The 26,483-nt window shown below is 66.9% G+C and carries 24 protein-coding genes, 1 tRNA gene and 1 pseudogene; 10 read left to right on the top strand and 16 right to left on the bottom strand.

The genetic code is table 11. The features are described from left to right. Positions 1–4: 4 nt before the first annotated feature. The 7 genes and pseudogenes from AB0C33_RS20255 (at position 5) to htpX (ending at position 8,686) form a co-directional block, all read left to right on the top strand. Positions 5–1,498: a 4Fe-4S binding protein gene (locus tag AB0C33_RS20255; RefSeq protein ID WP_358290007.1), complete on the top strand. Its 1,494-nt coding sequence runs from the start codon at positions 5–7 to the stop codon at positions 1,496–1,498. Further along, positions 1,495–2,055: an NADH-quinone oxidoreductase subunit J gene (locus AB0C33_RS20250; protein WP_352322488.1), complete on the top strand. Its 561-nt coding sequence runs from the start codon at positions 1,495–1,497 to the stop codon at positions 2,053–2,055. Before AB0C33_RS20255 ends, AB0C33_RS20250 begins: the two co-directional genes overlap by 4 nt. After that, positions 2,055–2,351, top strand: a pseudogene (gene nuoK, locus AB0C33_RS20245) (NADH-quinone oxidoreductase subunit NuoK); the annotation flags it as partial. The gene AB0C33_RS20250 and the pseudogene nuoK, both read left to right, overlap by 1 nt. Before the next feature lie 164 nt (positions 2,352–2,515). Further along, positions 2,516–4,459, top strand: a complete 1,944-nt coding sequence (locus AB0C33_RS20240) for an NADH-quinone oxidoreductase subunit L (protein ID WP_358290004.1) — start codon at positions 2,516–2,518, stop codon at positions 4,457–4,459. Continuing rightward, a complete protein-coding gene (locus AB0C33_RS20235; protein ID WP_358290001.1) occupies positions 4,456–6,099 on the top strand; it encodes an NADH-quinone oxidoreductase subunit M in 1,644 nt (547 codons plus the stop codon). Before AB0C33_RS20240 ends, AB0C33_RS20235 begins: the two co-directional genes overlap by 4 nt. Next, positions 6,096–7,655, top strand: a complete 1,560-nt coding sequence (locus AB0C33_RS20230) for an NADH-quinone oxidoreductase subunit N (RefSeq protein WP_358289998.1) — start codon at positions 6,096–6,098, stop codon at positions 7,653–7,655. The genes AB0C33_RS20235 and AB0C33_RS20230 overlap by 4 nt, the downstream gene beginning before the upstream one ends. A 179-nt stretch (positions 7,656–7,834) precedes the next feature. Continuing rightward, complete coding sequence (htpX, locus tag AB0C33_RS20225; RefSeq protein WP_358289996.1) at positions 7,835–8,686, top strand: zinc metalloprotease HtpX; 852 nt, start codon at positions 7,835–7,837, stop codon at positions 8,684–8,686. A 153-nt stretch (positions 8,687–8,839) separates the two neighbouring features. On the opposite strand, the gene AB0C33_RS20220 is transcribed toward htpX, so the two are convergent. Beyond that, positions 8,840–9,310 (bottom strand): NUDIX domain-containing protein, encoded by a 471-nt coding sequence (locus AB0C33_RS20220; protein ID WP_358289993.1) that lies wholly within the window; start codon positions 9,308–9,310, stop codon positions 8,840–8,842. Between the two features lie 102 nt (positions 9,311–9,412). Then, on the bottom strand, positions 9,413–9,910 hold the full coding sequence (locus AB0C33_RS20215) for a YajQ family cyclic di-GMP-binding protein (protein WP_352322494.1): 498 nt from the start codon (positions 9,908–9,910) through the stop codon (positions 9,413–9,415). Between the two features lie 219 nt (positions 9,911–10,129). On the opposite strand from AB0C33_RS20215, the gene AB0C33_RS20210 reads away from it, so the two are divergent. Together AB0C33_RS20210 and AB0C33_RS20205 are read left to right on the top strand one after the other, a co-directional pair. Beyond that, positions 10,130–10,810, top strand: coding sequence for a sulfotransferase family protein (locus tag AB0C33_RS20210; protein ID WP_358289990.1), 681 nt, complete (start codon positions 10,130–10,132; stop codon positions 10,808–10,810). Between the two features lie 87 nt (positions 10,811–10,897). Continuing rightward, a tRNA-Tyr gene (locus AB0C33_RS20205) sits at positions 10,898–10,979 on the top strand. Positions 10,980–11,825: 846 nt separating this feature from the next. Here AB0C33_RS20205 and AB0C33_RS20200 read toward each other — a convergent pair. The 14 genes from AB0C33_RS20200 to AB0C33_RS20135 all read right to left on the bottom strand — a co-directional run bounded on the left by AB0C33_RS20200 (position 11,826) and on the right by AB0C33_RS20135 (position 24,766). After that, a complete protein-coding gene (locus AB0C33_RS20200) occupies positions 11,826–13,859 on the bottom strand; it encodes a hypothetical protein (RefSeq protein ID WP_358289988.1) in 2,034 nt (677 codons plus the stop codon). Positions 13,860–14,337: 478 nt separating this feature from the next. After that, on the bottom strand, positions 14,338–15,264 hold the full coding sequence (locus AB0C33_RS20195) for a hypothetical protein (protein ID WP_358289985.1): 927 nt from the start codon (positions 15,262–15,264) through the stop codon (positions 14,338–14,340). Positions 15,265–15,657: 393 nt separating this feature from the next. Next, positions 15,658–17,034, bottom strand: coding sequence for a tyrosine-type recombinase/integrase (locus AB0C33_RS20190; protein ID WP_358289982.1), 1,377 nt, complete (start codon positions 17,032–17,034; stop codon positions 15,658–15,660). Next, entirely contained in the window at positions 17,034–17,231 is a 198-nt protein-coding gene (locus AB0C33_RS20185) for a helix-turn-helix domain-containing protein (RefSeq protein WP_357994124.1), read from the bottom strand. Before AB0C33_RS20185 ends, AB0C33_RS20190 begins: the two co-directional genes overlap by 1 nt. Before the next feature lie 13 nt (positions 17,232–17,244). Then, positions 17,245–18,807 (bottom strand): YfjI family protein, encoded by a 1,563-nt coding sequence (locus tag AB0C33_RS20180; protein WP_358289979.1) that lies wholly within the window; start codon positions 18,805–18,807, stop codon positions 17,245–17,247. After that, positions 18,804–19,700, bottom strand: coding sequence for a bifunctional DNA primase/polymerase (locus AB0C33_RS20175; RefSeq protein ID WP_358289976.1), 897 nt, complete (start codon positions 19,698–19,700; stop codon positions 18,804–18,806). The genes AB0C33_RS20180 and AB0C33_RS20175 overlap by 4 nt, the downstream gene beginning before the upstream one ends. Before the next feature lie 32 nt (positions 19,701–19,732). Continuing rightward, a complete protein-coding gene (locus AB0C33_RS20170; protein ID WP_358289974.1) occupies positions 19,733–19,951 on the bottom strand; it encodes a hypothetical protein in 219 nt (72 codons plus the stop codon). Between the two features lie 140 nt (positions 19,952–20,091). After that, complete coding sequence (locus AB0C33_RS20165; protein WP_358289971.1) at positions 20,092–22,347, bottom strand: cell division protein FtsK; 2,256 nt, start codon at positions 22,345–22,347, stop codon at positions 20,092–20,094. Next, on the bottom strand, positions 22,344–22,709 hold the full coding sequence (locus tag AB0C33_RS20160; RefSeq protein ID WP_358289968.1) for a hypothetical protein: 366 nt from the start codon (positions 22,707–22,709) through the stop codon (positions 22,344–22,346). Before AB0C33_RS20160 ends, AB0C33_RS20165 begins: the two co-directional genes overlap by 4 nt. Then, positions 22,709–23,689: a DUF2637 domain-containing protein gene (locus tag AB0C33_RS20155; RefSeq protein WP_358289965.1), complete on the bottom strand. Its 981-nt coding sequence runs from the start codon at positions 23,687–23,689 to the stop codon at positions 22,709–22,711. Before AB0C33_RS20155 ends, AB0C33_RS20160 begins: the two co-directional genes overlap by 1 nt. Further along, on the bottom strand, positions 23,686–23,880 hold the full coding sequence (locus AB0C33_RS20150; protein WP_358289962.1) for a hypothetical protein: 195 nt from the start codon (positions 23,878–23,880) through the stop codon (positions 23,686–23,688). The genes AB0C33_RS20155 and AB0C33_RS20150 overlap by 4 nt, the downstream gene beginning before the upstream one ends. Further along, positions 23,877–24,251, bottom strand: coding sequence for an RRQRL motif-containing zinc-binding protein (locus tag AB0C33_RS20145; protein WP_358289959.1), 375 nt, complete (start codon positions 24,249–24,251; stop codon positions 23,877–23,879). Before AB0C33_RS20145 ends, AB0C33_RS20150 begins: the two co-directional genes overlap by 4 nt. Continuing rightward, a complete protein-coding gene (locus AB0C33_RS20140; RefSeq protein WP_358289957.1) occupies positions 24,252–24,581 on the bottom strand; it encodes a WhiB family transcriptional regulator in 330 nt (109 codons plus the stop codon). It abuts the gene before it with no gap. Between the two features lie 17 nt (positions 24,582–24,598). Then, positions 24,599–24,766, bottom strand: coding sequence for a hypothetical protein (locus AB0C33_RS20135; protein WP_357966596.1), 168 nt, complete (start codon positions 24,764–24,766; stop codon positions 24,599–24,601). Between the two features lie 450 nt (positions 24,767–25,216). Here AB0C33_RS20135 and AB0C33_RS20130 point away from each other — a divergent pair, with 450 nt between their 5' ends. Continuing rightward, positions 25,217–26,464, top strand: coding sequence for a hypothetical protein (locus AB0C33_RS20130; protein ID WP_358289954.1), 1,248 nt, complete (start codon positions 25,217–25,219; stop codon positions 26,462–26,464). Positions 26,465–26,483 lie beyond the last annotated feature (19 nt).

Genomic DNA, 26,483 nt, shown 5'->3' with positions numbered 1-26,483 from the left:
AACCATGGCGCGGATACCGGGAGTCGGACTGGCGAAAGGGTTGTCCATCACTCTTCGCCACATGCTGCGCAAATCCGTCACCCAGCAGTATCCCGAGGTCAAGCCGGCTCTTCCGCCGCGCAGTCGAGGCGTTATCGCCCTCGTCGAGGAAAATTGCACCTCTTGCATGCTCTGTGCCCGAGAGTGCCCCGACTGGTGCATCTACATCGACTCCCACAAGGAGACGATCCCGGCACCGGAGGGCGGGCGTCCCCGTCAGCGCAACGTGCTCGACCGGTTCGCCATCGACTTCGCGCTGTGCATGTACTGCGGCATCTGCATCGAGGTCTGTCCCTTCGACGCGCTCTTCTGGTCTCCGGAGTTCGAGTACGCCGAGGGTGACATCCGGAACCTTCTTCACGAGAAGGACAAGCTGGCGTCCTGGACCCAGACCGTCCCGCCGCCGCCCGCCCACGATCCCGGCGCCGAACCGCCCAAGGAGCTCACGGCGGCCCCTCGCCGTCCCGCGGCCCGTACCGGAACCACCCGCCCCGGAGCAGCGCCTGAAGCGCCCGGCCCCGCCGGAGCCGCCCGCCGCGCCCCGCGAGAGCGGGAGGGCGCCGGGGGCGAAGCAGCGTCAACGACCCCCCAGGGAACGGGCACAGCGCGACCGGGCCCCGACTCCGAGGCCGGCGCCACATCCCCGCCCGGCCCCGACTCCGCCGCCGGCTCCGCCGTGAGCGCAACCCCCGGCGCCGAAGCAGCGCGCCGTCCCGAAGGCGGGGAAGCCGTCCCTGGCACCGGGGGGGCCGCAGCAGGTGACGCCGGACAGGCCGGCGCAACTCCGCCTGCTGGGCGCACCGACGCGGGCCCGTCGGCGGGAGGCGTCGAAGCGCGCGCCGGTGCCGACCGGGAAGAGCGAGCAGGTGAGAAGGCCGGCTCCGCGGAAGCTCCTGAAGCCGCGCCCAGCGAAGGCCCTGCCGCGCCTCCGTCTCCTGCGGGCCGCCGCGAGCGTACGCGCAGGCCCATGTCCAACGTACGAGGCATCCGTCCTCCAGGCGCTCTCCCGCCAAGCCCGCAAGCGGCCGAACCGTCCGCCGATGCACAGGACAAAGAGCCGGAAGACACTCGCCCGTCCGACACAACAACCCCGAAACCGTCAACAGCGGCAAGCCCGTCAGACGTGACGGAAGGCGACGTTCCCCCCGCGGGGGAGGGCGACGCGCCGCGCGCCCATGACGGCGACGCCGCAGCTCCGGCGGGCGAGGAGCCGAACCGCCCGCCCGACCAGGACGCCCCGGCCTCGGACGAGCACCCGCCGCGAACGCCTTCATCCACAGGCGAGCCGCCCTCGAACGGGTTTTCCACAGGCGCGGGTGAACCGTCTCCGGAACCCGGCCCGGACGAGCAGACTTCTTCCGCGAGCCCCCGCAGGCGCCGGATGGCGGACCCGAGGTCCATCCGACCGCCGGGGCGGCTCGGCCCTGACGACACAGAGGAGTCCGAGGAGGAGTCGTGACCGAGGCGGTGCCCTCCTACCTGTCACCCACCGGGCAAGAGATCGTCTTCTTGCTGCTGGGAGCGGTAGCGGTTGGATCGGCGCTGCTCGTCGTCACGACCCGGCAACTCGTCCACGCCGCCCTGTGGCTCGTGGTCTCCTTCGGCGCGCTCGCGGGCGGCTACCTGGTGCTGACCGCCGAGTTCGTGGCCTGGGTCCAGGTGCTCATCTACGTGGGCGCGGTGGTGGTCCTGATGCTGTTCGGCATCATGCTCACCCGTGCCCCGATCGGCCGTTCCGCCGACCTCGACAGCGGCAACCGGCCGGTGGCCGCCCTGGTGGCGGTGGCGACCGCCGCGGTCCTGGTCACGGTCGTGATCGACGGTTTCCGCACGGCGTACACCCCGCTCACACCGGGCCAGGGGGCGGCGAAGGAGCTGGGCGCCAGCGTCTTCGCCACCTGGGTGCTGCCGTTCGAGGCGCTGTCCGTGCTGCTGCTCGCCGCATTGATCGGAGCCATCGTGCTGTCCCGTACGGACATTCCCGGCTCGCCGCCCGATCAGACCGGGGGTCACTAGTGCACATCGTCTACCCGGCGGTCGTCTCCGCGCTGTTGTTCTCCGTGGGCGTCTACGGCATGCTCGCCAGGCGCAACACGATCCTCGTGCTCATGTCGGTCGAGCTGATGCTCAACGCCGTCAACCTCAACCTGGTGGCGTTCGACGTGTGGCTGCGCGACCGGCTGCACAGCGGTCAGGTGCTCACCCTCTTCGTCATCGTCATCGCCGCCGCCGAGGTCGGCCTCGGCCTGGCGATCGTCCTGGCCCTCTACCGCAACCGCCGGACCGTCGACCTCGACCACCTCCGCGACCTGTCCGAGCCTCCCGACGAACGCCCTGACCTGGTCCCGGCCGCCACCCCCTCCGGCCACGCCGCCGACACCACCCCGCCCTCTCTCAACGACCACCATCCGGCCTCGCCGACCGGCCCAGGCCAGCCCCACCCGGACGACCGCCGCGCCCGGCGAGGGGGCGAGCTGTGACGACGTTCCCGCTGCTGGCCGTGTTGCTGCCCGCCATCGCCGCCGCCACCGGCCTGCTGCTCTCCCGCTGGCCGCACGCCCGCCCCGCTGTCCAGGAACAACCACCGGGCGGAGCGCGGCTCGCGGCGGCCGAGAAGACCTCCGGCGAACGGGCCAACACCCGAGCCGCCTGGATCGCCGTCATCCCGACCGCGGCGTCGGCCGTGCTGGCTCTCTGGCTGGCCTGGGGGCCGGGCTTCACGTTCCTCGAAGGCGGCGCTTCCTCGGCGCCCGTGGGCCGCACGTACGGCTCGATCGTCACCGGCGGCGTCCCGATCTCGCTGACCCTGCTGGCCGACGACCTGTCGGCCCTCCTCGGCGTCCTGGTGACGCTGGTGGCGCTGGCCGTGCAGGTCTACTCGGTCGGCTACCTCAAAGACGATCCCCGCTACCCCTCCTACAGCGCGTTCATCAGCCTGTTCACCAGTGCCATGCTCCTGGTGGTCTACGCGGGCGACCTCCTGGTCCTCTACGTGGGCTGGGAGATCATGGGCCTGTGCTCCTACCTCCTCATCGGCCACTGGTGGGAAGACCGGGGCAATTCGCGCGCGGCGGTCAAGGCGTTCCTCGTCACCCGGCTCGGCGACGTCGGCTTCCTGTTCGGCATCTTCGTCCTCGGCACGGCGTCGGGCAGCTTCCGCGTCGCCGACGTGCTGGCGAAGGTGCCCGACATGTCCGCGGCCACCCTGACGACGGCCACCATGCTGGTGCTGTGCGGCGTCGCAGGCAAGAGCGCCCAGGTGCCGCTGCACACCTGGCTCCCGGACGCCATGGCCGGCCCGACCCCGATCAGCGCGCTGATCCACGCCGCCACCATGGTCGCCGCCGGCATCTTCATCGTGGCCAGGCTCTTTCCCGCCTTCCTCGCCGCCCGTCCCACGCTCGACGTCCTGGCCGTCATCGCCGCGATCGGCATGCTGGGCGCCGCACTGGCCGCGTTCGCCCAGGACGACCTGAAACGGGTGCTCGCCTACTCCACGGTCAGCCAGCTCGCCTACATGGCCGGCGGTCTGGCCGCGGGCTCCGACCGGGCGGCGATCTTCCACCTGGTGACCCACGGGGCGTTCAAGGCGCTGCTGTTCCTGTGCGCGGGAGTGGTGATCCACCACGTCGGCTCCAACCTGATGGCCCAGATGGGCGGGTTGCGCCGCGAGCTGCCGGTCACGTTCGTGACGATGACGGTGGGGTTCGCCGCTCTGATGGGCCTGCCACCGGCCAGCGGCTTCTTCAGCAAGGACGGCGTCCTGGCGGCCATGGACGGCGCGCTGGCCGGCGGCGGCCTGACGGACGCCGCCGCCCTGCTCCTGTACGGCTGCGCCCTCGCGACCGTCGCCGTCACCGGCGCGTACGCCACCAGAGCCTGGCTCCGCACGTTCTTCGGGCCGCCGCGCGTGGTGGCGCTCCCCGAGCCCGAGCCCGGCACGGCCCACGTCGTCGACGTCACCGAGGCCCCCAAGACCATGCTCGTGCCCGTCGTGCTCCTCGCGGTCCCCGCTCTGCTGCTGGGCTTCGCGGGGCAGCCGCACGTCGAGCTGGCGGTGGCCGTGATCAGCGTCGTGCTCGCGCTGCTCGGCGCGGGCGTCGTCTACGCCGTCTGGCGCGGCGATCCCGTCACCGACCCGGCCCGCCTGCTGGGCCCGCTACGGGTGCCCTGCGAGCGCGCCTTCTACGTCGACGACGTCTACGCGGCGCTGTTCGTCCGCCCGATCACGGCCCTGGCCCGGCTGGTCGTCAGAACGGACGACGTGGTCGTCGACGGCGCGGTCCGTGGGTCGGGCCGCACCGCCCGCGGCCTGTCCGGATGGCTGCGCCTGGCCCAGAACGGCAACGTGCAGCTCTATGTCAGCGGCGTTCTCGCCGGCGTGATCCTGATCGCGGTGGGGGCGGTGATGCTCACATGACGGGCTGGCTGTCGGTCGCACTGCTCGCCGTGCCCCTGCTCGGCGCGCTCGTGCTCCTCCTCGCCCCCGGCGCGCTCCGCCCGGCCCTGCGCACGTACGGCCTGATCCTCTCGGGGGTCACGCTGGCACTGGTCCTGGTCATGGCGGCCACGTTCGACCACGGGCGGCCGACGAGCCTGCAGTTCGCGGTCGACCAGCCGTGGATCCCCGGCCTGGGGCTCCGCTTCCATCTGGGCGTCGACGGCATCTCCCTGCCGCTGATCGTGCTCACCGCGTTGCTGACGTTCCTCTGCTTCGGCTACCTGTCCTGGGGCCGGCCTCGCACGCCGAGCCGGTTCCTGGGGAACAGGCCGAGGGCGCTGGTGTTCACGCTGCTGGTGCTCGAAGTCGGCATGATCGGTACGTTCCTCGCCCTCGACCTGCTGCTCTTCTTCGTCTTCTTCGAGATCGTGCTGATCCCGATGTACTTCCTGATCGGCATCTGGGGCGGCGCCGGGCGCCGGGCGGCGTCGGTCAAGTTCATCCTGTACACGCTGCTCGGCTCGGTCGTGATGCTCCTCGGCCTGCTGCTCGTCTGGGCGCGGACCGGCACGCTCGACATGGCCGAGCTGGCCGCCGCCCACGGCGCAGGAATGTCCAGATCCGTGCAGATCCTGGCGTTCGTGGCGATCGGTGTGGGCCTGGCGGTCAAGACGCCGATGTGGCCCCTGCACACCTGGCTGCCCGACGCCCACACCGAGGCCCCGACCGTCGGCTCGGTGCTGCTGGCCGGAGTGCTGCTGAAGATGGGCACGTACGGTTTCGCCAGGATCGCCATCCCCGTCCTCCCCGAGGGGGCAGCCGCCGTGGCGCCGTGGCTGGGGGCGTTCGCCGTGGCCGGCATCGTCTACGGCGCCCTGGCCTGCCTGGCCCAGCGTGACCTCAAACGCATGATCGCCTACTCGTCCGTGGGCCACATGGGCTTCGTCCTGCTCGGCTTCGCCACCCTGACCCCGGTCGGCGTCAACGGCGCCCTGTTCGCGAACGTCGCCCATGGCCTGATCACCGGCCTGCTGTTCTTCCTCGCCGGTGGGATCAAGGACCGCTATCACACGGCCGACATGCCGAGCCTCGGCGGCGGCCTGCTGGCCACGATGCCGCGACTGGGATCGGTGCTCACGTTCGCCGCGATCGCCTCGCTCGGGCTGCCCGGCCTGGCCGGGTTCTGGGGGGAGATGCTGGCGCTGCTGGGGTCGTTCCAGCCGGCGAGCGGCCTGCCACGTGCGCTCTTCCGCACGTACATGGTGATCGGCGGCCTGGGAGCGGTCCTGACGGCCGCGTACTTCGTGCTCATGCTGTCCCGCGTCACCCACGGCCGTCCGTCGGGAACCGCGCGGCGGCGGCAGACCCCACCGGAGGGGGAGACTCCGGACGAACGTCCCGTTGTGCCTCTCGGCTCGGAGGAGACGCTCGCGGGGCAACCGGCGACCGCGACCCTCGAAGCCGACCACGCCACGCAGCGCATCGACGACCTCCGGTCCTACGAAGTGGCCGCGTGGACCCCGCTGGTGGTCCTGATCGTGCTCTTCGGGCTCTGGCCCGGTCTCCTGCTCTCACTCACCACGCCGGTGGCGCAGACCCTGCTGGGAGCCCTGCCATGACTCAGCAGATCGACTACTTCGTGATCGCGCCGCCGCTGGCGTTGGCGGTGGTGGCCGGGCTCGTGCTGCTGCTCGACGTGTTCCTGCCTGCCTCGACGCGTACCCGCACCGCGCTCGGGCTGGTGACCCTGGCGGGGGTCGTCGTGGCACTCGGGTTCGTGATCGCGCAGGCCGCAGGCGGCACGTCCCGGGCGACGTTCTGCGTGCCGCCGGACCTCGCGACCGGGGGAGCGGGCACGCTCTGCTCGTTCGTCGCCGACCGGTTCACGACGGTCTTCGCCGGGCTGGTGCTCGTCGCGGCCGTGGTGGTCGTGCTGATGTCGATGACGGAGCTGGCCGGGGGTGGCATCCCGGCCGGTGAGTGGTACTTCCTGCTACTGTGCACCCTCGTCGGCGCGGTGACCCTGCCCGCCTCCCGCGACCTGATCATGCTCGTGGTGGCGCTCGAACTGGTCTCGCTGCCGGTGTTCGCCCTCACCGCGCTCAAACGCTACGACGGGCGCGCCTCCGAAGCCGCGGTCAAGCTCTTCGTCGTGTCGGTCGTGTCCACGGCCGTCATGCTGTTCGGCGTCTCCCTTCTGTACGGCGTCTCCGGGGCGGTCCACCTGTCCCGCGTGGCGGCCGTTTTGGGCGGCCGGATCCCGGCGCCGGGGGCGGCTGGGACGCACTCCACGGCCCTGGAGACGGCCCACGGGCTGCCCGCGGTCGTCACGGTGGGCGTCGTCCTCGTGGCGGCCGGGTTCGCGTTCAAGATCGCCGCCGTGCCGTTCCACTCCTGGGCGGCGGATGTCTACCAGGGCGCGCCCGTCCCGGTGGCGGCCCTGCTCTCGGTCATCTCCAAGGCGGCCGGGTTCGCGGGGCTCATCCTGGTCCTGGTCGCCGGGCTGGCCGGCCAGTCGTCCACCTGGGGGCCGGTGATCGCGGTCATCTCGGCGCTGACCATGACCGTGGGCAACCTGCTCGCCATGCGTCAGCGGTCGGCCGTCCGCATGCTGGCCTGGTCCTCGGTCGCCCAGTCCGGCTACATCCTGGCCCCGTTGGCGATCGCCGCCACGGCGGCCCCGTCCCAGGCTCCGTCCCAGGCCGCGACCGGCACATCCGTCGCGTACCTGGTCATCTACGCGGCCATGAACCTCGGGGCCTTCGCCGTCGTCCTGCTCGTCTCCAGGGCCGCCCCGCGCAACGAGCTCGACGACTACCGCGGCCTGGTCCTCCGCAGCCCGGCGGCCGGCATCGTGCTGGCCTTCTGCCTGGTCTGCCTGGCAGGGCTGCCGCCGGGGCTGGCCGGCCTCTTCGCCAAGGTCTTCGTGTTCCGGACGATCGTCGAGGGCGGCCTCGGCTGGCTCGCGCTGGTCATGGCCGTCAACACCGTGATCGGCCTCTACTACTACGCCGCCTGGGCGGCCCGCCTCTTCGCCCCTCCAGGGGAGACGCGCCTGCGTGGCTCGTCCCCGTCGGCGTGGCTCGCCGTCGGCCTGGCCCTGGCCGTCGCGATCCTCTTCTCGGTCGCTCCGCAGCTCGTGCTGGACATGACGTCCTTATCGGCCACGAGCTGACCGTAGGCAGGTCATGACACCGGCTGTCCTCATGCGGGCAGCCGGGCCGCACCCCGCCCTGTTCCCCGGCGGACACGGGGGTAAGTCGCGCTCCGCCCGCAGCTGAGCACGCCGGGGAACGATAGACCGGGTCGTCGTCGTTGGACGAGGTGAAACCCGGACCACGAAGGGGGGAGACCTTGCACCACAACGGTCTGCGTACCGCCATCCTCCTGGGAGGTCTGTCCGCGTTCATCATCGTGATGGGCGCGTGGCTGGGGGGAGGCACCGGCCTGCAGATCGCGCTCGTGCTGGCCCTGCTGAGCAACGGCGTCGCCTACTTCTTCTCCGACCGCATCGCGCTGTCGGCCATGCGGGCCAGGCCGGTCAGCGAGGTGGAGCACCCCACGCTCTACCGGATCGTCCGCGAGCTCTCCACCGAGGCGCGCCAGCCGATGCCGCGGCTGTACATCTCCCCGACGGTCCAGCCCAACGCCTTCGCGACCGGCCGCAGCCCGCGGAAGGCCGCCGTGTGCGTCACGTACGGCCTGACCCAGCTGCTCGACGAGTCCGAGCTGCGCGGCGTGATCGGGCACGAGCTGTCCCACGTGTACAACCGGGACATCCTCGTCTCCTCCGTGGCCGGTGCGCTGGCCACGATGATCACCTGGCTCAGCTACGTCGCCGTCTTCTTCGGCGGTTCCGACGACGACGAGGGGCCCGGGTTCGTGGGCGCGCTGCTGATGATGATCCTCGGGCCCGTGGCGGCCGGGATGGTCCAGATGGCGATCTCCCGCACCAGAGAGTTCCAGGCCGACGAGTCGGGCGCGCGGCTCACGGGCGACCCGCTGGCCCTGGCCTCGGCCCTTCGCAAGATCGAGATGGGTGCGCGCAGGCTGCCGCTTCCCGAGAACAGCCGTCTCACGTCGGCGTCCCACATGATGATCGCGAACCCGTTCAGCGGATCCGGCTTCGGCCGCCTCTTCTCGACGCATCCGCCCACGTCGGAGCGGGTGGCGAGGCTGGAGCGCATGGCCGGCTACCGCCGCTGACCTTCCCGGCCAGGACGAAGTGCGGGGGACGCGTCCGTGCCGAATGCGCCAGGACCTCCGAAATCGACCGAGAGCCCCGAACGGGGCTCACCCGTCAGTCTTGCCCTCCGGCGGTCCTGCTGCAGCGATCAGGGCCTTCCGGCGACGTCAGGGCTACCCCGGCTCTCCGGCCGCAGCGATCCTCCTCAGGATGGCCGGCAGGTCCTCCGGGAAGAAGGTCTCCTCGGTGTTCTCGAGTTCCTCCGCGCTCCACCACCGATGCCCCGTCGTCGTCTCCTTCTCGATCTGCTCCATGTGCTCGAACGACACGGCGGTGTCGTGCACCCGGATCGCGAAGAAGGTCTGGTCCTGCGTGATTACGTAATCGGACCAGCAGAACTCGATCGTGCTCATCCCGTACGGCCCGGTGAACTCCGCCACCTCCCGCCGGATCCCGACCTCCTCGTACAGCTCGCGCGCGGCGGCCTGCCGAAGCTCCTCCCCGGCCTCCGCCGCGCCCCCGATGGTGAACCAGAACGGCTTGTCCGGCAGTTGCGGATCAAAGCCGTGCAGCAGCAGCACTCGGTCTTTCGCATCAAGGGGCAGGACGCGTGCCGTGAAGCGGCGCAGGGGGATCTTCGTCACGATTGTCGAGCCTGCGATGCCGGATTCGCCCGTTCCACCGCGAATGCAGGCCCGAGGCACAAGAAGGCGCGTACGCCGCCATGTGCCCCGGATGCCGACCTGTTAGCGGTAGTTCACGAATTGCAGAGCGATGTCGAGATCCTTGCCCTTGAGCAGAGAAATGACGTCCTGCAGATCGTCCTTCTTCTTCGAGCTGACCCGCAGCTCCTCGCCCTGGATCTGCGCCTTGATGCCCTTGGGCCCCTCGTCGCGGATCAGCTTGGAGATCTTCTTGGCGTTCTCCTGGTCGATGCCCTCCTTGAGGGTGACCAGCATGCGGTATTCCTTGCCCGACAGCCTGGGCTCGCCCGCGTCGAGGATCTTCAGCGAGAGCCCGCGCTTGACCACCTTGTCCTTGAACGCGTCGAGTGCGGCATTGGCGCGCTCCTCGCTGTTCGCCTTGATCTCGATGTTGTCACCGGTCCAGCTGATGCTCGCCCCGGTGCCCTTGAAGTCGAAGCGGTGTCCGATCTCCTTAGCCGTCTGGTTCAGCGCGTTGTCGACCTCCTGGCGGTCGATCTTGCTGACGATATCGAAAGATGAATCGGCCAAAACACCCATCCTCTCGGCTGTGAAAGCGTTATTAGGGATCCCGCCTCTCCGCCGTACGCGAAACCGCTCCGTCGTACGCCGAATGCGCGGACCCAGCGAACGAGCCTAGCCAGCATCGGCGCGCCGTGCAGTCCACGTGGGCGCGAGGCGGCTTGATGCCGGGCTCTTGGCGACGGATCATGCCTGTGGACCCACATTTCGCAGTTTCCGATCGTATTGGTAGGGATCATGCGAGTCATCGGAGCCGGCTTCGGCCGTACCGGAACCTTGTCCACGAAGACCGCGCTGGAACGTCTGGGCTTCGGCCCATGTCACCACATGACGGAGGTGCTCCAGAATCCCGTCCACATCCGACGCTGGCTGGACCTCGCCGAAGGCCGTCCGGTCACCTGGGAAACCCTCATGTCGGGGTACGACTCCTGCGTCGACTGGCCGGCCGCCGCGTACTGGCGCGAACTCGCCCACCACTACACCGACGCCAAGGTCATCCTCACCGTCCGCGACCCGGAACGCTGGCTGGCCAGCATGAACGCCACCATCTTCAAACAGTCGGCCCGCGCCCGCACCTGGTCGGGCCGGACGATGGCCACACTCTCCCGCCTCCTCGACACGGACTTCGCGGCATTCATCCGGATGACCCGGCTGGTCGTGAGCGAGCGCGTCTTCGGCGGCGGCACCCCCGACACCGAACTCGCCCTCAAGATCTTCACCGAACACGTGGAGGAGGTCAAAGCCACCATCCCCCAGGACCGCCTGCTGGTGTTCGAAGTCGCCCAGGGCTGGCAGCCGCTGTGCGACTTCCTCGGCGTGCCCGTCCCGGACGAACCCTTCCCCAGAACCAACGACGCGGCAGGCTTCGACCAGCACGCACGCGGGATGGGACGCCTGCTGTTCCGGCGCAGCCGGTGACCACGATCCGGCTGGGGACAAACTGGTGTCACGTACACCTCGGAAGTCCGCTATTCTTCTGTCTGTCGCCGCGAGAGCGGATGGCACGGCAGGTTGCCCGAGTGGCCAAAGGGAGCGGTCTGTAAAACCGTCGGCTCAGCCTACGCAAGTTCGAACCTTGCACCTGCCACACCAGCGGGAAGAGGCCCGTCACCAGCGGAAACGCGGTGACGGGCCTCTCGCGTTGTGTCCGGCCGTTCACGGCGATCACCGGTCTTCTACGGCCTCTCACGGCCAATACGCGGCCAAGTTCCGGAGCGCAGCGGCGTCCAAGCCTGTCTCCGAACAAGTGTGGTGGAGGTTGTGGATCTACGGACCTTGGCTAGGCCGACCGCCTGCCGCTACCGGCGCACGACTATGAGCGCCATCCCGGCGTCTCCGAGGCGATCAGCCAGGGCGTTCAGCGTCGGCATGGCTGGCCGCCTCACCCGAAGAGGGCAGGCCGACCCAATAATCCCCTCGCCACATCTGCCACTGAATGTCACGCAGGACGAACCAGGCGAAGCCGTACCGGCCGCACCGAGTGCCCAGACGGCGGCGGAACGTAATCAGAGGAAGGGCAGCACCTTGAGCGCTTGGAATTCATAGGCAAGATCATCAGCCAGGATCGCCAGGATCCGCAGCCGCAAGCCGTTTCGCTAGTTGCCCCGTAAGTTGGTGCGTCCTCCGCGGGCGGCGTCGATCACGTTGTTAACCCACGCCTCGCTAAGCTCCTGCAGCACCATTCGAAGCGACTACCGGAGCAGACCCACAACGTCGCTGGTGCCCAGTACCTCCTACAGTTCCGATGCGGCAGCCTCAGACACGGCCATCGGTGGGGCACCCCTTCAGCGGCAGACTTAGCGATACACATGGCGGCAGCTAAACTGGCGTCCCCAGCCTACAACTCGGATGGGCGCTCAATCTGTTACGACAGTGGCAAGAGTCATGGCAGCTAATCGAACGATCGTGTCCTCCGATGCTGAACCACGGAATTCTACTCAGCCACCGGCTTCAGAACATAGTCCTTGACAGCGTACAAGTGGTGAGGAAGGCCAGCGAGCATTCGCCTCAACGTTGCCAGATCCTCCGACGTTGCGAAGATGATCTGGCAATCCTTAGCGTCCGTAGACGCCCGTTCGAGCAGAGCCCTGAACGAGACTTGTTTTGCGCTTTGCTGTCTTGGCTCGTCTAGCACTAGGAGACCGACATGGTTGCTTTCCATCGTTTTGGAAACCTCCAGTAAGCCTAGGAGGTATGCCCAAATCACTCTAATCGAGTCCGAGGCTGAGATGTCGGCCTGCAGATCAAAGTCATCACGCCTGGGAAGATAGTCTATGTCAGAGATGCGCAGCCGCTCATCAGAGAAGGACCCAAAATCATACGCGTGGAGTTGCTGAACGAAGGAGGTCTCCAAACGGTTCAGTTTTTCGCGATCGACGGCAGACAGCCTATCGGTAGGAAGGTCCTGAAGGGCGGCTCGGAGCAGTCTCCCATTAGCGGCGACCCGGTCTAGAGTTCCGAGCAACTCAAGGAACCTTTCATTCAACGAACGTAGCCGGTCGATGCGCTCACGAACTTGAACCTGACGAGTTATCAACTCGATGGATGGAGTGCCGCTGGGTGTGTTGAGAGTTGCGCGTAGAGCCCTGACAAGAGAGTTGAGTTCTGACGCCTTGGAACGCATAGCTGCCCATCGCTCCTCCTTAGCGGTCAGTGTCCTCTCGGTGTCTCGCGCCATCACCTCAAAGAGTTCGATCTGCTGTTTTATGTAAGAGACGGTATCTTCTGGGCTCAGAGTGCGGATTGGGGATGGAGCGCCGATAAGAGAAGCTGGAAGCTCTTGATGGCAGACAGGACAGTCGCCATGGAGCCGATCTATATCGGTTGAACCGAGACGTTGTAGAGTGACGATATCTTGATGTTGGCGAAGGTCTTCCCTCAATGCGTCTAGGCGCTTTTGTAGCGCGTGATACTCGTTGCGATCACGCAGAATATCATCCCTAAGGTAACCACCCGCCTCACGTATATTGTCAATCTCACGTAGGGCAGTCGTAAGACGTTCTTCGGTTTCGATTTCTATATCGGCCACACGGGGTACTGGCGCATTCTCCAACTCTCGATGCTCGGCCTCGAGTTGCAACAAAAGATCGCTTATCGGGATCCACTCCGCTTCTCGCCCTTCGGCCAGAAACGGAGCTTGATCCGGAGGCCAAGCAACGGTGAGCGTTTCAGGCAAACGCACAGTTATAAGTCCGCTACCGCGAATGATTTCCTTGAAGGACCGAACAGTCGAGCGCCATTCATCCTGAAGCTCTTTTTCTTGAGCCCGCAATCGCAAACGCTCCGCCTCGATCTTGCCGACCTCCAGATCTAGAAGAAACTCAATGGATCGTCGCCGTACATCAGTTATGCCTGAGAAGTAGGGCATCTGGGCTTGAATGCCACCCCACCCACGTCTTTGCTCTACAAAAAGAAGCGGAAATATCTGCTCCATGTATAGCCGGGACATGCGGCCATCCGCTCCCGGCAGGATCGGCAGTTCCCATCCGATAAATTGCGCTAGCCAGTGGTGGAAGCCTCTCGGGTTTCCTGCAGCTCCTGCGCGACCCACATAGAGGTCATACCCATTGTAATTTCCAGGGGAAGATATTGCTGGACCTTCGACTACTCGCATCAAGCTGGAGTTATATTCCTCGTGCTTGATCCAGCGTGTTACGGTCGCGATCCTCCCATCCTTGCCCTCAATCTCGACAGCTACCCATGACGATAGTACAGGTGTCTCCTGTTTTGAAGTGGCGTCGTAAATCAGCCTGTCGCGCATGGCGGATGTTACTGCGTTTGCTGGTCGGGCAGTGATCATGCGTTCAAGGCCGAGCGCAAATAGTAAGCTTTGTACCGCCGTAGATTTCCCGCGCGAGTTATCTGCCCACAAGACCATAAGCCCATCATGCAAGGCAATATCTGCGCCGAACCTTCCACGGCCTGTCTCGGCGCGCAGTTGGAGATGGCGAAAGCGGATTCTGCTCATATCGCACGCCATTCGTATATTCGATCAGAGTCTTTTTTAGTCAGCTTCCCAGGGATCAAGGCAAGCAACTCACGCTCTTTCGTGAAAGCATCTGTAGAGGTGATCGACTGCACTAGCCTCTTACCGTCTGGAGTCAGCTTAAAGGTGCGCGCAGCTTTCTGCTCAAGAAATCCATGACCTACTGCTAGATCTAGGGCGCGATCTAAGGCGGGTTCGAAGCGAACGACTGGCCGATCTGGGAGATCACGGCCATTCAACAGTGCCATCATGAGGGCGGTATGATTCTGATCCCGTATCGCCCAACTTAGAAGTTGTAGAACTTTCCAGCTCGCGCCGGATCCGTGACATTTAGCTACCAAAAGAAGGACGAGTGGAACACGGCGCTCTGGTCGCAGCGCAGGAGGGGTCGGGTCAGGCTGCCTCGTGAAGCGATAAGGAACGTTCAGAAGGTCCTCTATTCCCGAGGGCTGAGAAGCGTTCACGATGCCGCCCGGAAATCGAGGGGGCAACGCATCAGCCAATCCCCTACCTGTCCCATCGCAACCCTTTGAGCGTCAGGCTCACGTAGGCCGGCTACGTTTGCCTCCAGCTCGGCCTGATATGTCTTCACAAGCACTAGGATTCGCGAATTAGGGTCGTCGGGGCTTAACTCGCTCTCAAGCTCCAAATACTCCTCACGTAGCTGGCGTCGACGTTCTATCGCTTCCCAGGTATCTGGCCATTCGCGCAAGGCGGCCATGATCTCTTCCTTCTGCAGGAAGGCATGGATGAAGCGGTCGCGCAGAGCGTCGAGGTTTGCATTGGGATTGCGACTTCCGATATATGCCAACTTGCCCTCGATTACGGTGACCAGTTGAGGCTTCTCTACCTGAAATGGGGCAATATCGGCGATGTCGCTTGAAGGTGATGGGATCGAAGCTTTGGCTGCACCGTCCGCCAGTGCAGCCCGCAGTTCGGCCGGGTAGTCCTGCAAGGTTTTGATATGAATAGCGAAGTTATCGCTGATAAAGCTGAGGCCATAACTACGCACTGCTGCTGCTCGATCATGGGCGTATGAGATGAGTTCGGCAGCATGGTACTCGGGGACCAAAAGAAAATAATGCTGAATGATCAGCCCATTCAGTACCCCTTCGAGTCGAGTCGCGTACTTTTTGAGTTTTACGGTATCATCATGCAGCTTGCCCTTCTGTTTGTCCGTTCGATGGCGAAGGGTTAAGGAATCTCGATCTGCATAACATTGGTACGCAATGCCGTCCGTAGAGTATCCTTCAATTCCGCAGTCCCCTCCCATTTCTGCTGGAATGTAGGCAAGCTTCTCCGGTGGGTAGCGCCGACGAAGGATATTCCAGCAGGTTTGCTCAAACGCGTTGCCGGGATCCAGCGCAGGCTGACAATCGAGATCCATGCGATCCTTTTCTCAGTCCGATATGAGCCTCTGATCGTATATACGTGTCTAGATGCTATTCGTTACAGGGCGCAACAGGTAGTTACTTGAGAGTCTCATCGGCCACTGGTCAGCCTTGGGAGAGTGCTGAAAGTCAGTTCGAACTTGCTGGTGGCGTGCACGAGTACGTCGGCATGGCCTGCCCATCCTGCCGAGTTGGGCGCTTGCGACCTCGGCAGGTGCCGCTGTCATCTGAACAATCCGTGTGCGGAGCGTTCCGTCAGAGATGGATCCTCGCAGCGGAGCCAGCCAATCACCTGGGCCATGTCCTTCACTAGCGTAGATCCCCGACAGCTACGGGACTCGACGCGGCGGTCCTGCTAAGGTGCTGGCTACGCCGTGGCACGGCTAATTTCAGGACTTGGTCGCGTCCCAGATACGCCTCATTGCCTCGCCTTGCTGGCCGTGAATGCACTTGGCGTAGACACGTAGTAGGACGTTGACGCTATGGCCTGCCCATTCGGCAACCTGGGGTGCGGGTACGCCCGCATTGAGCCATGTGGAGACACAGGCGTGGCGTAGATCGTAGGGGACGGCCATCAGAGGCGATCCGCCCTCCGTCGTGGTGAAGGCGTCTGCGCGGGCCTCGTGGAAGACCTTCAGGTAGGCACGATCAGTCATGAGGCCGCCGCGAGGGCCGATGAAGATGCGGCCGTTGGCACCGGTGCCGAACTCTTGGATGTGCTCGCGGAGCATCGCGCTGAGTTCCGGGTGGATGGGCACGCCGCGAGTTTCGCCTTCTGCGCGGTGCTTGAGCGCGCGACGCTCGCGGACTTTCCCGCTGTTGGTCCAGCGGCTGCCGGCACGGGGCTCGGCGTGGGTGAGCCGCATTTCACCCCAGCCGTTCTCTGGGAGGTTAACCAGGTGCTCCAGTCGAAGGTCAACGACCTCTTCGGGACGGAGGGCAGCGAAGTACATGAGGCCGAAGAACGCCTTCATGCGCGGGCCTTGGGTACCTCGTCGCTGGACCGCAGCGAGGAAGCGTCGCGCCTGCTCCACGTTGATCACGACTCGTGGGTCAACGCTGGTGAGGGTGCGTGGCTTGACCCACTTCACCGCCTTCAGTGGGTTAGATGGCAGGGCGCCGATTTCCACGGCGTACTCCATGGCGTTGTTCAGACTCATGCGCTTGCGGTTGGCTGTGTTCGCCGCGGCGGTCCTGCCATCCTTGGTGCGGCTGATTCTGTCCAGCACACCGCGTGTGAGAAGGGCCCCCTTTCCGGGTTCCTCAAATGCTGTCATGGGGACCGTGTTGGTTTCGAGCCACTTCAGAGCCATGGCGAGATCCCTTGGTGGCTCAGTAGTGTCCCGTACTCGTTCGCTGTAGGCCCAGCGAAGCGCCGCGCGTCGGATAGCGGTGTCCGGTGCGCCATTTTCCTTGGTCAGCAGAGCCTCTGTGGCGTCAATCAGGGCCTCGGCAATGCCTCGGCGATGGTTTGGCGCGGCGTAGCGCCACTTGGCCTCGACGTAGGACAGCGTAAAGGTGAACCAGGTGAGGACGGTCTCCTCACGCTGCCAGGAGATGGGACGCCCTGTTGCGATGCTGAACGCCTCGCCTTGCCGGGCGGCCGTCATGAGCTGGGCGCGGAAGCTCTCGGCGTGGGCCAGGGTGCGGAAGGGCTCCTTCCACTCGCGACCGTCCACGATCCAGCGGACGGTGTGGGTGGTGACCCTGGTGCCCTTGTACGTCTTGATCGCCCAGAAGCGGACGCTGAAGGTGGTCTTCCCCATCAGGCGGCGTCCTCTCGTTCGGTGAGCCAGCGGTCGAGTTCGGAGCGGCGGATGCGTAGTTCGCGGTTGGCGAGGGTGATGCAGCGGGGGCCCTGCTTCTTGGCGCGCCAGTCGTAGAAGGTGGAGCGGGCGATCTTGAGTTCGGCGCAGACCTCGGCGACAGTGAGCTTTTCGTCGGTGCGGGTTGTTGTCTTCAAGGGCGGTTCCTTCTCAAGCTGCTTGCTGGTGGAGGCTTGGGTGGACGGCGTAGGCCGGTGATGGGCGGCGGCCGGGGCCCGTCCTGGGTGGTTCGGGTTCGCGGCGGATCCAGCCGAGCTGTTCCAGCAGGTCGAGTGGTGTTTCCAGCTCGGCGACCTTGCGGAAGCGGTTACGTGGCAGGGCGGTGAAGGCGTCGCGGACGGTGAAGCGCTGCGTGCCGGTGCGGTGCATCCAGGCGTGCACGATGCGGGCGGCTTCGAGGTCGGGGTCGGCGCCCATGGCGTCGAAGGTGGCCAAGGCGTGGGTGATGAAGTACTGGCCGATGGTGATGGCGGCGTTGACGGTGTCGACGGTGATCGGGTGGCGCCAGCCGTCTTCGACGCGGCCGGCCAGGTGGATGAGGCCGGCGAGGCGCATGACAGCGCCGTCGAACTTGCCTGCCCAGTCGGTGATGTGGCCGAGGTCGCCTGAGTCTGGGCGCAGGCGGCGTTCGGTGCTTCGGCGGTGCTCGGTGAAGATCTCGGCGGCTTCGGGTGACAGGACGAGCTGGGCGGGGTCGTGCCAGTCGTGCATGTCGATGGTGAGGCGTTGCAGGTTGGCGTCGTAGCGGGCGGCGATGTGATCCGGGACGGTGGGTGCGTCGACGTTGCGGTAGCCGACGTTGCTTTTCGGCAGGCTGTAGAGGATGCGGCCGAGCAGGCCCTTGCCGCGGAAGCCGGGCATGGTGGCGATGTCGGAGACGATCTCGGGCTGGACGGCGAGCCCCATGGTCAGGACGGCTTGGTCGACGCGTTCGCTGCGGCCTCGGCGGTCGATGATGAGTGGGTCTCCGGCGTGGCCTTTGAGGAACAGGTCCAGGTTGGGTGTGCCGGAGTAGCGGCCGGCGAGGGTGGCGAAGATGCCGCCTTCGGCGGACAGGACGGCGAGACGGCCTCCCTGCTCCACGAGGATGGTGGAGGCGGATTCGGGTGTGACGTCGTCGGCCATCAGCCGAGGCTTGACCGGGACCTTGATCTCCTCGACTGCCAGGGCTGCGCTCTGGGCCTCGGCGATCGCCTCGGCGGCGGATTCGCCGCGTGCCGAGCTGGCCGCGCGGGCGGCTTTCTCGGCGAGGTCCTCGGCCAGTCGGCGGGCGACTTCGGCCTCGGTGATCTGCGGTCCGATACGGCTGAGCAGGGCACGTTCGGCGTGGATGAGCGGGCTGGTCATGGCGCGGAACACGGCGGACTTGCGTGACCCGGGTGGCATGGCGACCAGGACGAACAGGTTCACCGGCTCGACCCACGAGCCGCGGACGTTAACCACTGCCCGTCCGCCGGCCGCGGTGGACAGCGCGGCCAGGGCGACGCAGCCTGCCAGGTCGAGTGGTGTCTGTGTCTCCTCTGCTACGGCGCTGACGTGGTCGGCGACCCAGCCGGGAAGGGCGTGTACTGGAAAGGTTGGGAGATCGCCGCGCTGGCCGAGTGGCGCGGGCGGCTCCCAAGCCGCGGGTGCATTGTGCAGTTCGGTGAGCTGCTTTGCGGCCCCGAGGTTGCTCAGGATGGTTTCGGCGGTGGGGCGTCCGTTGGTGGTCAAGCGGCTGCCCTCCTTGGTCGGCGTAGGCCGCTGTCGAGTCCGGACCGGATGGTGTTGAACGCCTCGCGGAAGTCGAGCCCGATGGCCTCGGCTGCGTTGTGCAGGCATGCTTCGGCGAGGTTGCGTGGGAGCAGGCTGGCCGCGATGAGCTGGCCCAGAGCGAATGCCGCGAGGTTGAGGGTGTCGTTGCGGGTGCCGGGGGCGGCGTCCAGCACTCGTTCGACCTCGCCACGCAGTGCCGCCAGGGCGTACCCGGCTGCCCGGTCCCCGCCGCAGGCGGCCAGCACTGCCCCCGCAGACGTGCTGGACGTGGGCGGCGGGGGAGAACTGAGACGCTCAGTCAGCCAGGCTGGAAGCGTGGCCGGAGTCGGGTCGTGCAGGACGTCGTAGGAGCCGCTGCCGTCCCGCTGGGTGACGTGGCTGCCGGGGCCGATGACGTAGCCGCCGTTAGCGCGGGTGTCGATTCTCCAGCCGAGCCTGCCCGCGGTGTTCCGGAGGTCGGTGTCGGCCGGGGCGGTGAAGTAGAGGTGAGTGCCGCCGCGTCGGGTGCGGACCGTGAAGGTCTCCAGCGGCAGCGGTTGGCCGGCCTGCTCGCAGAGCGAGGCCAGGACGTCCGCGCCGTCGCTGATGCCGGGCTGCGCCCAGTCGGGCGGCGGATGCTCGTCGGGCTTGGGTACGTCCAGGTCGAGCACCACCAGGCCCGATGGGCCGCAGGCGATTCCGATGTTGAACGGGGCGCGGGACCACATGTGGCGGATGAGTCCGGTGTCGGTGGTGGCGTGCTGCTCCCAGGCGGTGAAGCCGGGTAGTGGGCGCTTGTCGTACGGGGTGAGTGGGAAGACGTGCCAGCCGCGGGCGGCGGCGGCCAGGGCGTAGCGGGTGAGGTCGCGCATGTGGGTCTCCTGAGAGGAGCAGGTGGGTGGCATCAGTGGTTGCCGTCGCGGTGGAGGCGGCGGGCGTAGAAGTAGAGCTGCCAGCCGAGGCGGGGGCGCTTGCCGGTGCCTTCGCAGGCACGGCAGGTGCGGTTCTTGCCGCCGGGACGGCATCGGGTGCAGCGGCCCCAGGGCGACGCCAGACACACGATGACGTAGCTGAGAGTGACGAACGGTAGGCAGGCTGCTAGCAGGGCGATGACGCTGGTCATGAGGGCCTCCGGGGCCGAATTCAGGGTTTCCGCAGGTCAGGCTCTAGGCGCTAGAGCCCAGATAGAACACGGTTTCGGGCTCTAGGGGAGCCTCTAGACCTAGAGGGATGCGCCTCTAGGTCTAGAGGCGACCGGGCGAGCTACGACGCCTTGCCCTTGTCACGCAGGGTGATGGCCGTGGTGAGGTCGTCGCGGGCGATGCCGATGCGGTTGGCGCCCTTGCCGCCGCATTCCGGGGTGCCCCATACCTGCATGGTGCGGACGCCGTACGGCTTGAGAGCGGTGGTGAGCTGGGCGGTTTTCGCCCCACCTTCCAGGGCCGCCCATGCGCCGTAGATGTCCGGCCGGAGTTCGGCCAGGCGGTCCACGACGACCTCGTTCCAGACCTTGGCCTCGGACGGCGGGACGACGGCCAGGATGTCGGCCAGCAGGTCGAAGGTCGGCGCCGTCTGCTCGGGCGTCTCGCCGAGGGCGTAGCCGGTGAGAGTGCCTGCCGTCTTGCGCAGTGCGTAGGCGCGGTCGGCGATGAGCTGGGTTTCCGGGGTGTTCAGGTAGGCGGCCTTGACGACCTTGGGCATCGGTGTCGCGCCGACCAGGTAGCCGGTGCCGGCATCTTTCTCCGGGACGAAGACGGTGGCGCGGATGCCGTTCTTGTACGCCGAGGTGCCGAGGATCATGTCGTTCTCAAGCTGGCCGGCCACCCGCAGGCAGAAGCGGATGGAGACGTTCGCGGAGATGCCGGTGGGCAGGCTGTCGCGGTCCGGGCGCTGGGTGGCCAGGATCAGGACGACGCCCAGGGCGCGGCCGAGCTTGATGATGAACTCGGCGTCGTCACCTGCCTTGTCGCCGTACTCGGGATGGGCGAACAGGTTCTGGCACTCGTCGATGATGCAGACCAGCGGATGCAGGCCCAGTGAGCGCTTGTCGGCGATCTGCCGGGTGACGCGCTTGTCCGGGCACAGGTCCGCGGGCAGGGCCTTGAGTGCGGCCGAGCGGCGCATGACCTCCTTGCGCAGCAGGGTCAGGGAGTCGGCGGCGTAGGCGATGGCCTCGTCCTCGATGCCGGAGACGTAGCGGTGACAGACCTTGTCGTACGGGTCCAGGTCGCCAGTGCCCTTGAGCTCGTGGAACCACGCCTCGACCGTGGGGTCGAGCACGATTCCGGCGGCCAGCTCGCGGATGGACGAGGTCTTGCCCTGGCCGGGCTGGGAGCCGATCAGCACGTTGTACTGGATGAGCGGCACGGTGACCAGGCGTCCGCGCGGGTCGTTGCCGAACGGGATGCCCTTGAACACGTCATGCGAGCTGGCCCGCTTGAGCGGAGACCGCACGATGGTCTTGGACAGGTCCTTGTCGCCCACCCACAGGATCAGCCGTCCCTCATGGACGGACGGGTCGCCCTCCGGCCAGATGCAGCCGAGCGGGCGGCGCAGCGCGCCGGACAGCTGCTTCCGCCTGTCCAGCACATCGGCCACGGTCACGCCGTACGGCAGGTCGATGTCGGCGCGCCAGCCGGGGCCGTCGCGGGTGATCGGGGCGACGAACCCGATGGCGTCCTTGGGGTTCTTGGACAGGGCCTGCGTGATGCCGGCGATGCCGAGCACGCTCAGCGCGCGGACCACGATGTCACTGGTCAGCTTCTCCACCTCGGACGCCATGACGGCTCGGTTGGTGAGCGGCCGGTCGGCGGGCTTGCCGAGGAGGCCCAGCAGGGCCATGGCCACGGCGAGCGCTCCCCAGTGGACGGCGGTCGGCTCGTTGGCCGCGACGATGGCCAGGACCAGCAGCGCGATCAGGATCGTCCCGGTGATCCAGACCCGCAGCCGCACACGTGAGTCTCGTTGCCTGCTCAGCTTCAGGTACCCCTCGTAGTCGGATTTGCGGATGGCCGCCACGCGTGCGGGCTCGCCTTCCAGGTCGAACGTCCACCGCGCCATGCCGTTCACGAGGCGGACGAGGCCGCGCGGGGCGCGGGCGGTCAGGCGTCCGGCGTACAGCGGGGCGCGGACGGTCTGGTAGCAGGCGACGTGCAGGTAGTGGAGGCTCGCCCAGCGGATGGTCTCGACGGCCTCGGAGCGGGAGCGCAGCCACAGCGGGATGATCGGCTGTCGGGTGGTCGCCTTCCGTTCCAGGCTCGCCCGCCAGTCCGTCCGGGTCGGACCGGGCTGGTCCACTCGGACGATCTCGCCGTCGAGGACCGGTCCGTCCGCGTCGTTCTGCGCGGGTTTCTTCGGGTCCGATTGGGAGCGGTCGGAGTGGCGTCCGGACCGGGCGGCGTCGAGGTCGACGATGTCCGCCCCCTTGCCGTCCTGGCGGTCCGGGGTCGGTTCGTCGGACCGGTCTGGAGTGTCGTCCTCGTTCGGGTGGTGGTTGGGGTCGTCCGGTCGGTGAGTCATGATGAAGGCACCTCTGCTGCCTGATGGGTGGTGGGGTCCTGGGGCGCGGTCGTTGTCTTGGCGGATGAGGCCGCGCCCCACGTGACGGTCAGGGACGATGTGCGGTCGGGCCGCGATTCGTCCGGGCGGTCGGTGGGTCTGTGGTCAGCGGTCGGCGGCTGCGGTCCGACCGCTTGAGTGATGCCGGGTGCGGTCGGCAGGGTCAGGGCGAGCAGTTCGGCCAGGAGCATGGCGGTGGTGGCTGCGTCGCGGTCGAAGAGGCGTCCGGGGTAGCCGGTGACGGTCCAACCGCCCGCGCCGAGTTCGGCGACGTTCGGGCACCGGTCGGAGCTGATCCGGGTGTCGGTGATGGTCAGGCTCATCAGGCGGCCTCACCTTCGGGTACGGGGCCTTCCGCTTTGAGCTGGGCCAGGAGCGCGCCGGCGCGGTCGGTCGAGATGCTTTGGCCGCGGTTGCGGATGGCGTCGCGGAGGCGGTCACGGGTGAGGGGCTCGCCCTGTGAGATCAGGTCGGCGGCGATGTGTCGTCCCAGTGGCAGGAGGTCTCCTACGTTCGGTGGTGTCGTGTTCTGGGGCCGCTTGGGTCCACGGCCATGTCGCCTTGAAGCGGCCGGCGGTAGCACGGTGCTGGGGGCCTCCAGCTCCGGGAGTGTCACGGCCGGCAGTTGCGTGTGCTTGGGCGTGAGTTCGCCGAGGCGGTACAGGGCTCGCTCGCGACGGGTTGCCTTCCACCGCCACAGCAGGCCGTACCGGTCCTGAAGCTCGGTCCGGGCCAGGATGCGTTCGCGCTCCCTCCCCAGGGCCTCCGGGTAGCTGCGGATCTCCCAGAGCACCATGCGGCGCCAGAGGGAGACCGTCGCCAGCGGGGCGAGTAGCCAGCGTGAGCGGCGGATGCCGTCCATGTGGTCCGGCCTGGCCAGCTCGGCGTGCTTGCGAACGACGTGGGCGCCGACCTCGATGGCGATGACCCACAGGAGCGGCAGCAGGGCGTGGGCGACGACGGCGAACCAGTCCGTCGGTCCTGGTGTGGTGAGGTAGGCGGCCACGTTGAGGTAGACGGTCGCGGCGGTCAGGGCCCATGGGATGAAGCGGAGCCAGCCCAGGCGCATGCCGAGGCGGGCAAGGACGATGTCGAGCGCCGAGAACGCCGCGATCCCCAGGTCGATGCCGAGTGGAACGGTCCAGGCGAACCATCCGAACGAGGGCTCGGCCGCCGTGGCGACACGCTCGAAGCTGTTGACGAAGCCCAGGAGCCCGAGGGCGCCGGTGACGGCTGCGGTGGTGGAGATGGCGGTACGTTCGCCCTCAGTCAACGGCCGGACCGTGGCCTTGTAGGCGGTCATCGTGTGTCCTTCCTGTCGGTGGTTCGTGGGCGGCGTTCGCGGGTGGGGCGTCCACTGCGGCTCATGCCGCGCTTGCGGTCGGCCTCCAGCCATCCGTCGCGTCCGGCTTCCGGCTGGTAGAGGCTCGAAAGCTTCTGGCCGTGGACGGTGACGCCGGGCCGCCCGGAGGTGTCGAGGGTGCGGCGGCTCACGCGGCTGCCTCCTCGGCGCAGTCGAGGCACACGCCGAGGAGGCGCGGCAGCACGTAGCCGACGTCGATCAGGCACTCCGGGCACGTCCGGCTGGTCTTGAAGATGTCGGTACGTCGGCGAGGGCTCGGGGTGCGCTTCGGCAGGGCGAACCGCACGTCGTACAGGGAAACGGCCCGAACGCGAGGCGGGCCGGGGCGCCGGCCGCGCCACAGGGCCTGGGCCTGTGCACCTTGAGGGCCAGGGCGTAGTCCCTGGGCGGCGAGTTGGTGGAGCGTGAGCAGGTGCGGCGGGACCAGGTGCCGTGGGTAGGTGGGAATGCCGTACCGGGCGCCGGACGGGTCCCAGAAGCGGGTGCGGATACGGCTGGCCATTCAGGCCACCTCCATGTCTGCCAGGTCGGTGGTGTAGGTGATCAGGGCGGCGGCCGGCAGGCCGGCCCAGATGCCCGAGGTCGGGCGGGTGCGCCTCGCGTACTGCTCGCACAGCGACAGGGCGGGGCAGGTCGCACAGACCTCTTGGGCGACGGCCTCGCGGGCGGTGCGCTCCTCGGTGCTCTCGATGGTGAGCCGCGGGCCGGTGTGCAGCTCGGGGTCGTACGTGCACTCGGGGAGCGGTGCCCCGCCGTCGGTCTGCCAGGTGGCTTCGATCTCGGCGAGTGACATGCGGGCCGGATGGATGGGGCGGTTCGAGTTCTGAGTCACGGCGTCTCTTTCTGCGATCACTTGTTGACGGTGTGGACGAACCGGGCGAAGGACTCCGAAGCGCTCATGACCAGGTGGGCGGCGGCCTTGACGATGGTCGCCGCGCCCTCCGGGTCCTTCAGGGCGTAGAGCGCGGCGCAGATCGTCAGGACGGTCGGGAGCACTTTGCGTGGACGGATGAGCATGACGAGACCTCTCGGTTCGAAGACCTGTCGAGCAGGTCCTAAGAGACATAGAACATGTACAGCTACGGAGAGTCAAGTGTGAGGGACTGGTTGTGTTGGAGTCCCGCGGTGCTTGGCTCGCCCGCTCTTGCTGACTCAAGCCTTCCTCGCCGGGCGCCGCCCCAACACTGTGCTCATGATCGGGACTGAATGCACAGGGGGTGCTTTTTGGGGGTGATTCAAGCCCTGAGCAGGAGAAACGCGGGCCGGTATTTCTCGGGAAAGCGGGCGTTTAAGGCCGTGTTCACGCCATGATTGCCGAGGCGTGCACATGTGGAGGTGAAGATGTCTCGAATGCCCAATGTGGGGCTTGCTGATGCGATGCGGCGTGCCGATTGTTCTAATTCGGGACTTGCTTCACGAGTGCGACAGATTGCGCAAGAAGAAGGCGTAACCCTGAGCTGTACGCACGTGGACGTCAAACGCTGGCTCGACGGGGTGAAACCGCGGCCTGCCACCGCGCGCTTCATCGCGGAAGCACTCAGCAGGAAGGCCGGGGCCACCTTCACGCTGGACGACATCGGGTTCGCCAGCGTCGTGACTCCGGAGACGCTGGAACGCACGCTGGCTCATGGCGGCGGCATCTCCGACGTGGGGAGTCGGCTGCTGGGCCTGACGCGGCGCGACCTCGCAGACGATCCGGTGGCGCTTCAGTCGGTGGTCGTCCCGGATGCCTGGAACGAGTCCCTCATCGCATGGCTGCTGTCGCGGCCGGAGCCGGTGCTGGTACGGGAGCACGCGCGGCCGTCTGTCGGCCCGTGGGACGTGCAGACCATTCGCGCCACCACAGAGCTATTCGCGAGCATGGGTTTTCAATTCGGGGGCGGACATGCACGTTCCGCCCTCGTCCAGTATTACCACCGAGAAGTCGTTCCCATGCTCGACGGTAAATTCGAGGAGTCGGTAGGGCGGGCGTTGTACGCGGCGGCGGCCGAAATCACAGAGTTGGTCGCGTGGACGGCGTACGACCTCGGCCGACACGGGCTCGCGCAGCGCTATTTCCTGCAAGGACTGCGCCTTGCGCAGGTGTCCGGAGATCGCATGCTGGGTGGCCTGATCTTGGCCGACATGAGCCATCAGGCCAATTATCTGGGCCGATACGATCAGGCCATTCAACTCGCGCGTGCGGCGCAGGAGGGTTGCCGTAACGCATCCACTGCGACGCCCATGGCCTTGTTCTTCGCCATGGAGGCTCGCGCGCACGCAGGGAATGGCGATGAGGCCGCCTGTGCGCGAGCCCTGCTTGAGGCGGAGAAATGGTTCGCCAAGCGCAACGTGGACGATGACCCCTCGTGGGTCGGGTACTTCGACGCCGCCGAACTGGCCAGCGAGGGCGCGCATTGTTACCGCGACCTTCGCAAGCCGTTCCGGGCGATGGAGTTCGTCGGCCAGGCGGTCGGGCTCTGCGATCCGATGTACGTGCGGACCCTGGCCTTCGACCGGCTGGTCCAGGCGGCGAGCTACGTGCACATGGGCGACCCGTCGCAGGCCGCGGCCGTCGCGCTGGAGGCCGTCGACCTCGCCGGGCCGCTCAAGTCGGAGCGCTACCTCCGGTACATCCGAGACCTGCAAGCAGACCTGGAGGCGTACGCGGACGATGGCTTGGTGGCGGAGTTCAACGCCGTCGTCGCCCGGAAGTATTCGTCGGAGAGCGATTAGTGCGGTGACCGCTAACGTT

Origin of the sequence: Nonomuraea sp. NPDC048881, from assembly GCF_040649795.1 — a bacterium.
GTDB lineage: Bacteria > Actinomycetota > Actinomycetes > Streptosporangiales > Streptosporangiaceae > Nonomuraea.
The sequence above is the reverse complement of the archived record's forward strand: the minus strand, read 5'-3'. Positions and strand labels throughout refer to the sequence as shown.

Excerpts from the sequence above, each read along its gene's own strand:
- AB0C33_RS20255 (WP_358290007.1), top strand. The coding sequence starts at position 5 with ATGGCGCGGATACCGGGAGTCGGACTGGCGAAAGGGTTGTCCATCACT.
- AB0C33_RS20155 (WP_358289965.1), bottom strand. The coding sequence starts at position 23,689 with ATGACCGCCTACAAGGCCACGGTCCGGCCGTTGACTGAGGGCGAACGT.
- AB0C33_RS20160 (WP_358289968.1), bottom strand. The coding sequence starts at position 22,709 with ATGAGCCTGACCATCACCGACACCCGGATCAGCTCCGACCGGTGCCCG.
- AB0C33_RS20210 (WP_358289990.1), top strand. The coding sequence starts at position 10,130 with ATGCGAGTCATCGGAGCCGGCTTCGGCCGTACCGGAACCTTGTCCACG.
- AB0C33_RS20175 (WP_358289976.1), bottom strand. The coding sequence starts at position 19,700 with ATGCGCGACCTCACCCGCTACGCCCTGGCCGCCGCCGCCCGCGGCTGG.
- AB0C33_RS20165 (WP_358289971.1), bottom strand. The coding sequence starts at position 22,347 with ATGACTCACCGACCGGACGACCCCAACCACCACCCGAACGAGGACGAC.
- AB0C33_RS20135 (WP_357966596.1), bottom strand. The coding sequence starts at position 24,766 with ATGCTCATCCGTCCACGCAAAGTGCTCCCGACCGTCCTGACGATCTGC.
- AB0C33_RS20230 (WP_358289998.1), top strand. The coding sequence starts at position 6,096 with ATGACTCAGCAGATCGACTACTTCGTGATCGCGCCGCCGCTGGCGTTG.
- AB0C33_RS20170 (WP_358289974.1), bottom strand. The coding sequence starts at position 19,951 with ATGACCAGCGTCATCGCCCTGCTAGCAGCCTGCCTACCGTTCGTCACT.
- AB0C33_RS20215 (WP_352322494.1), bottom strand. The coding sequence starts at position 9,910 with ATGGGTGTTTTGGCCGATTCATCTTTCGATATCGTCAGCAAGATCGAC.
- AB0C33_RS20200 (WP_358289988.1), bottom strand. The coding sequence starts at position 13,859 with ATGAGCAGAATCCGCTTTCGCCATCTCCAACTGCGCGCCGAGACAGGC.
- AB0C33_RS20190 (WP_358289982.1), bottom strand. The coding sequence starts at position 17,034 with ATGGGGAAGACCACCTTCAGCGTCCGCTTCTGGGCGATCAAGACGTAC.
- AB0C33_RS20145 (WP_358289959.1), bottom strand. The coding sequence starts at position 24,251 with ATGGCCAGCCGTATCCGCACCCGCTTCTGGGACCCGTCCGGCGCCCGG.
- AB0C33_RS20195 (WP_358289985.1), bottom strand. The coding sequence starts at position 15,264 with ATGGATCTCGATTGTCAGCCTGCGCTGGATCCCGGCAACGCGTTTGAG.
- AB0C33_RS20235 (WP_358290001.1), top strand. The coding sequence starts at position 4,456 with ATGACGGGCTGGCTGTCGGTCGCACTGCTCGCCGTGCCCCTGCTCGGC.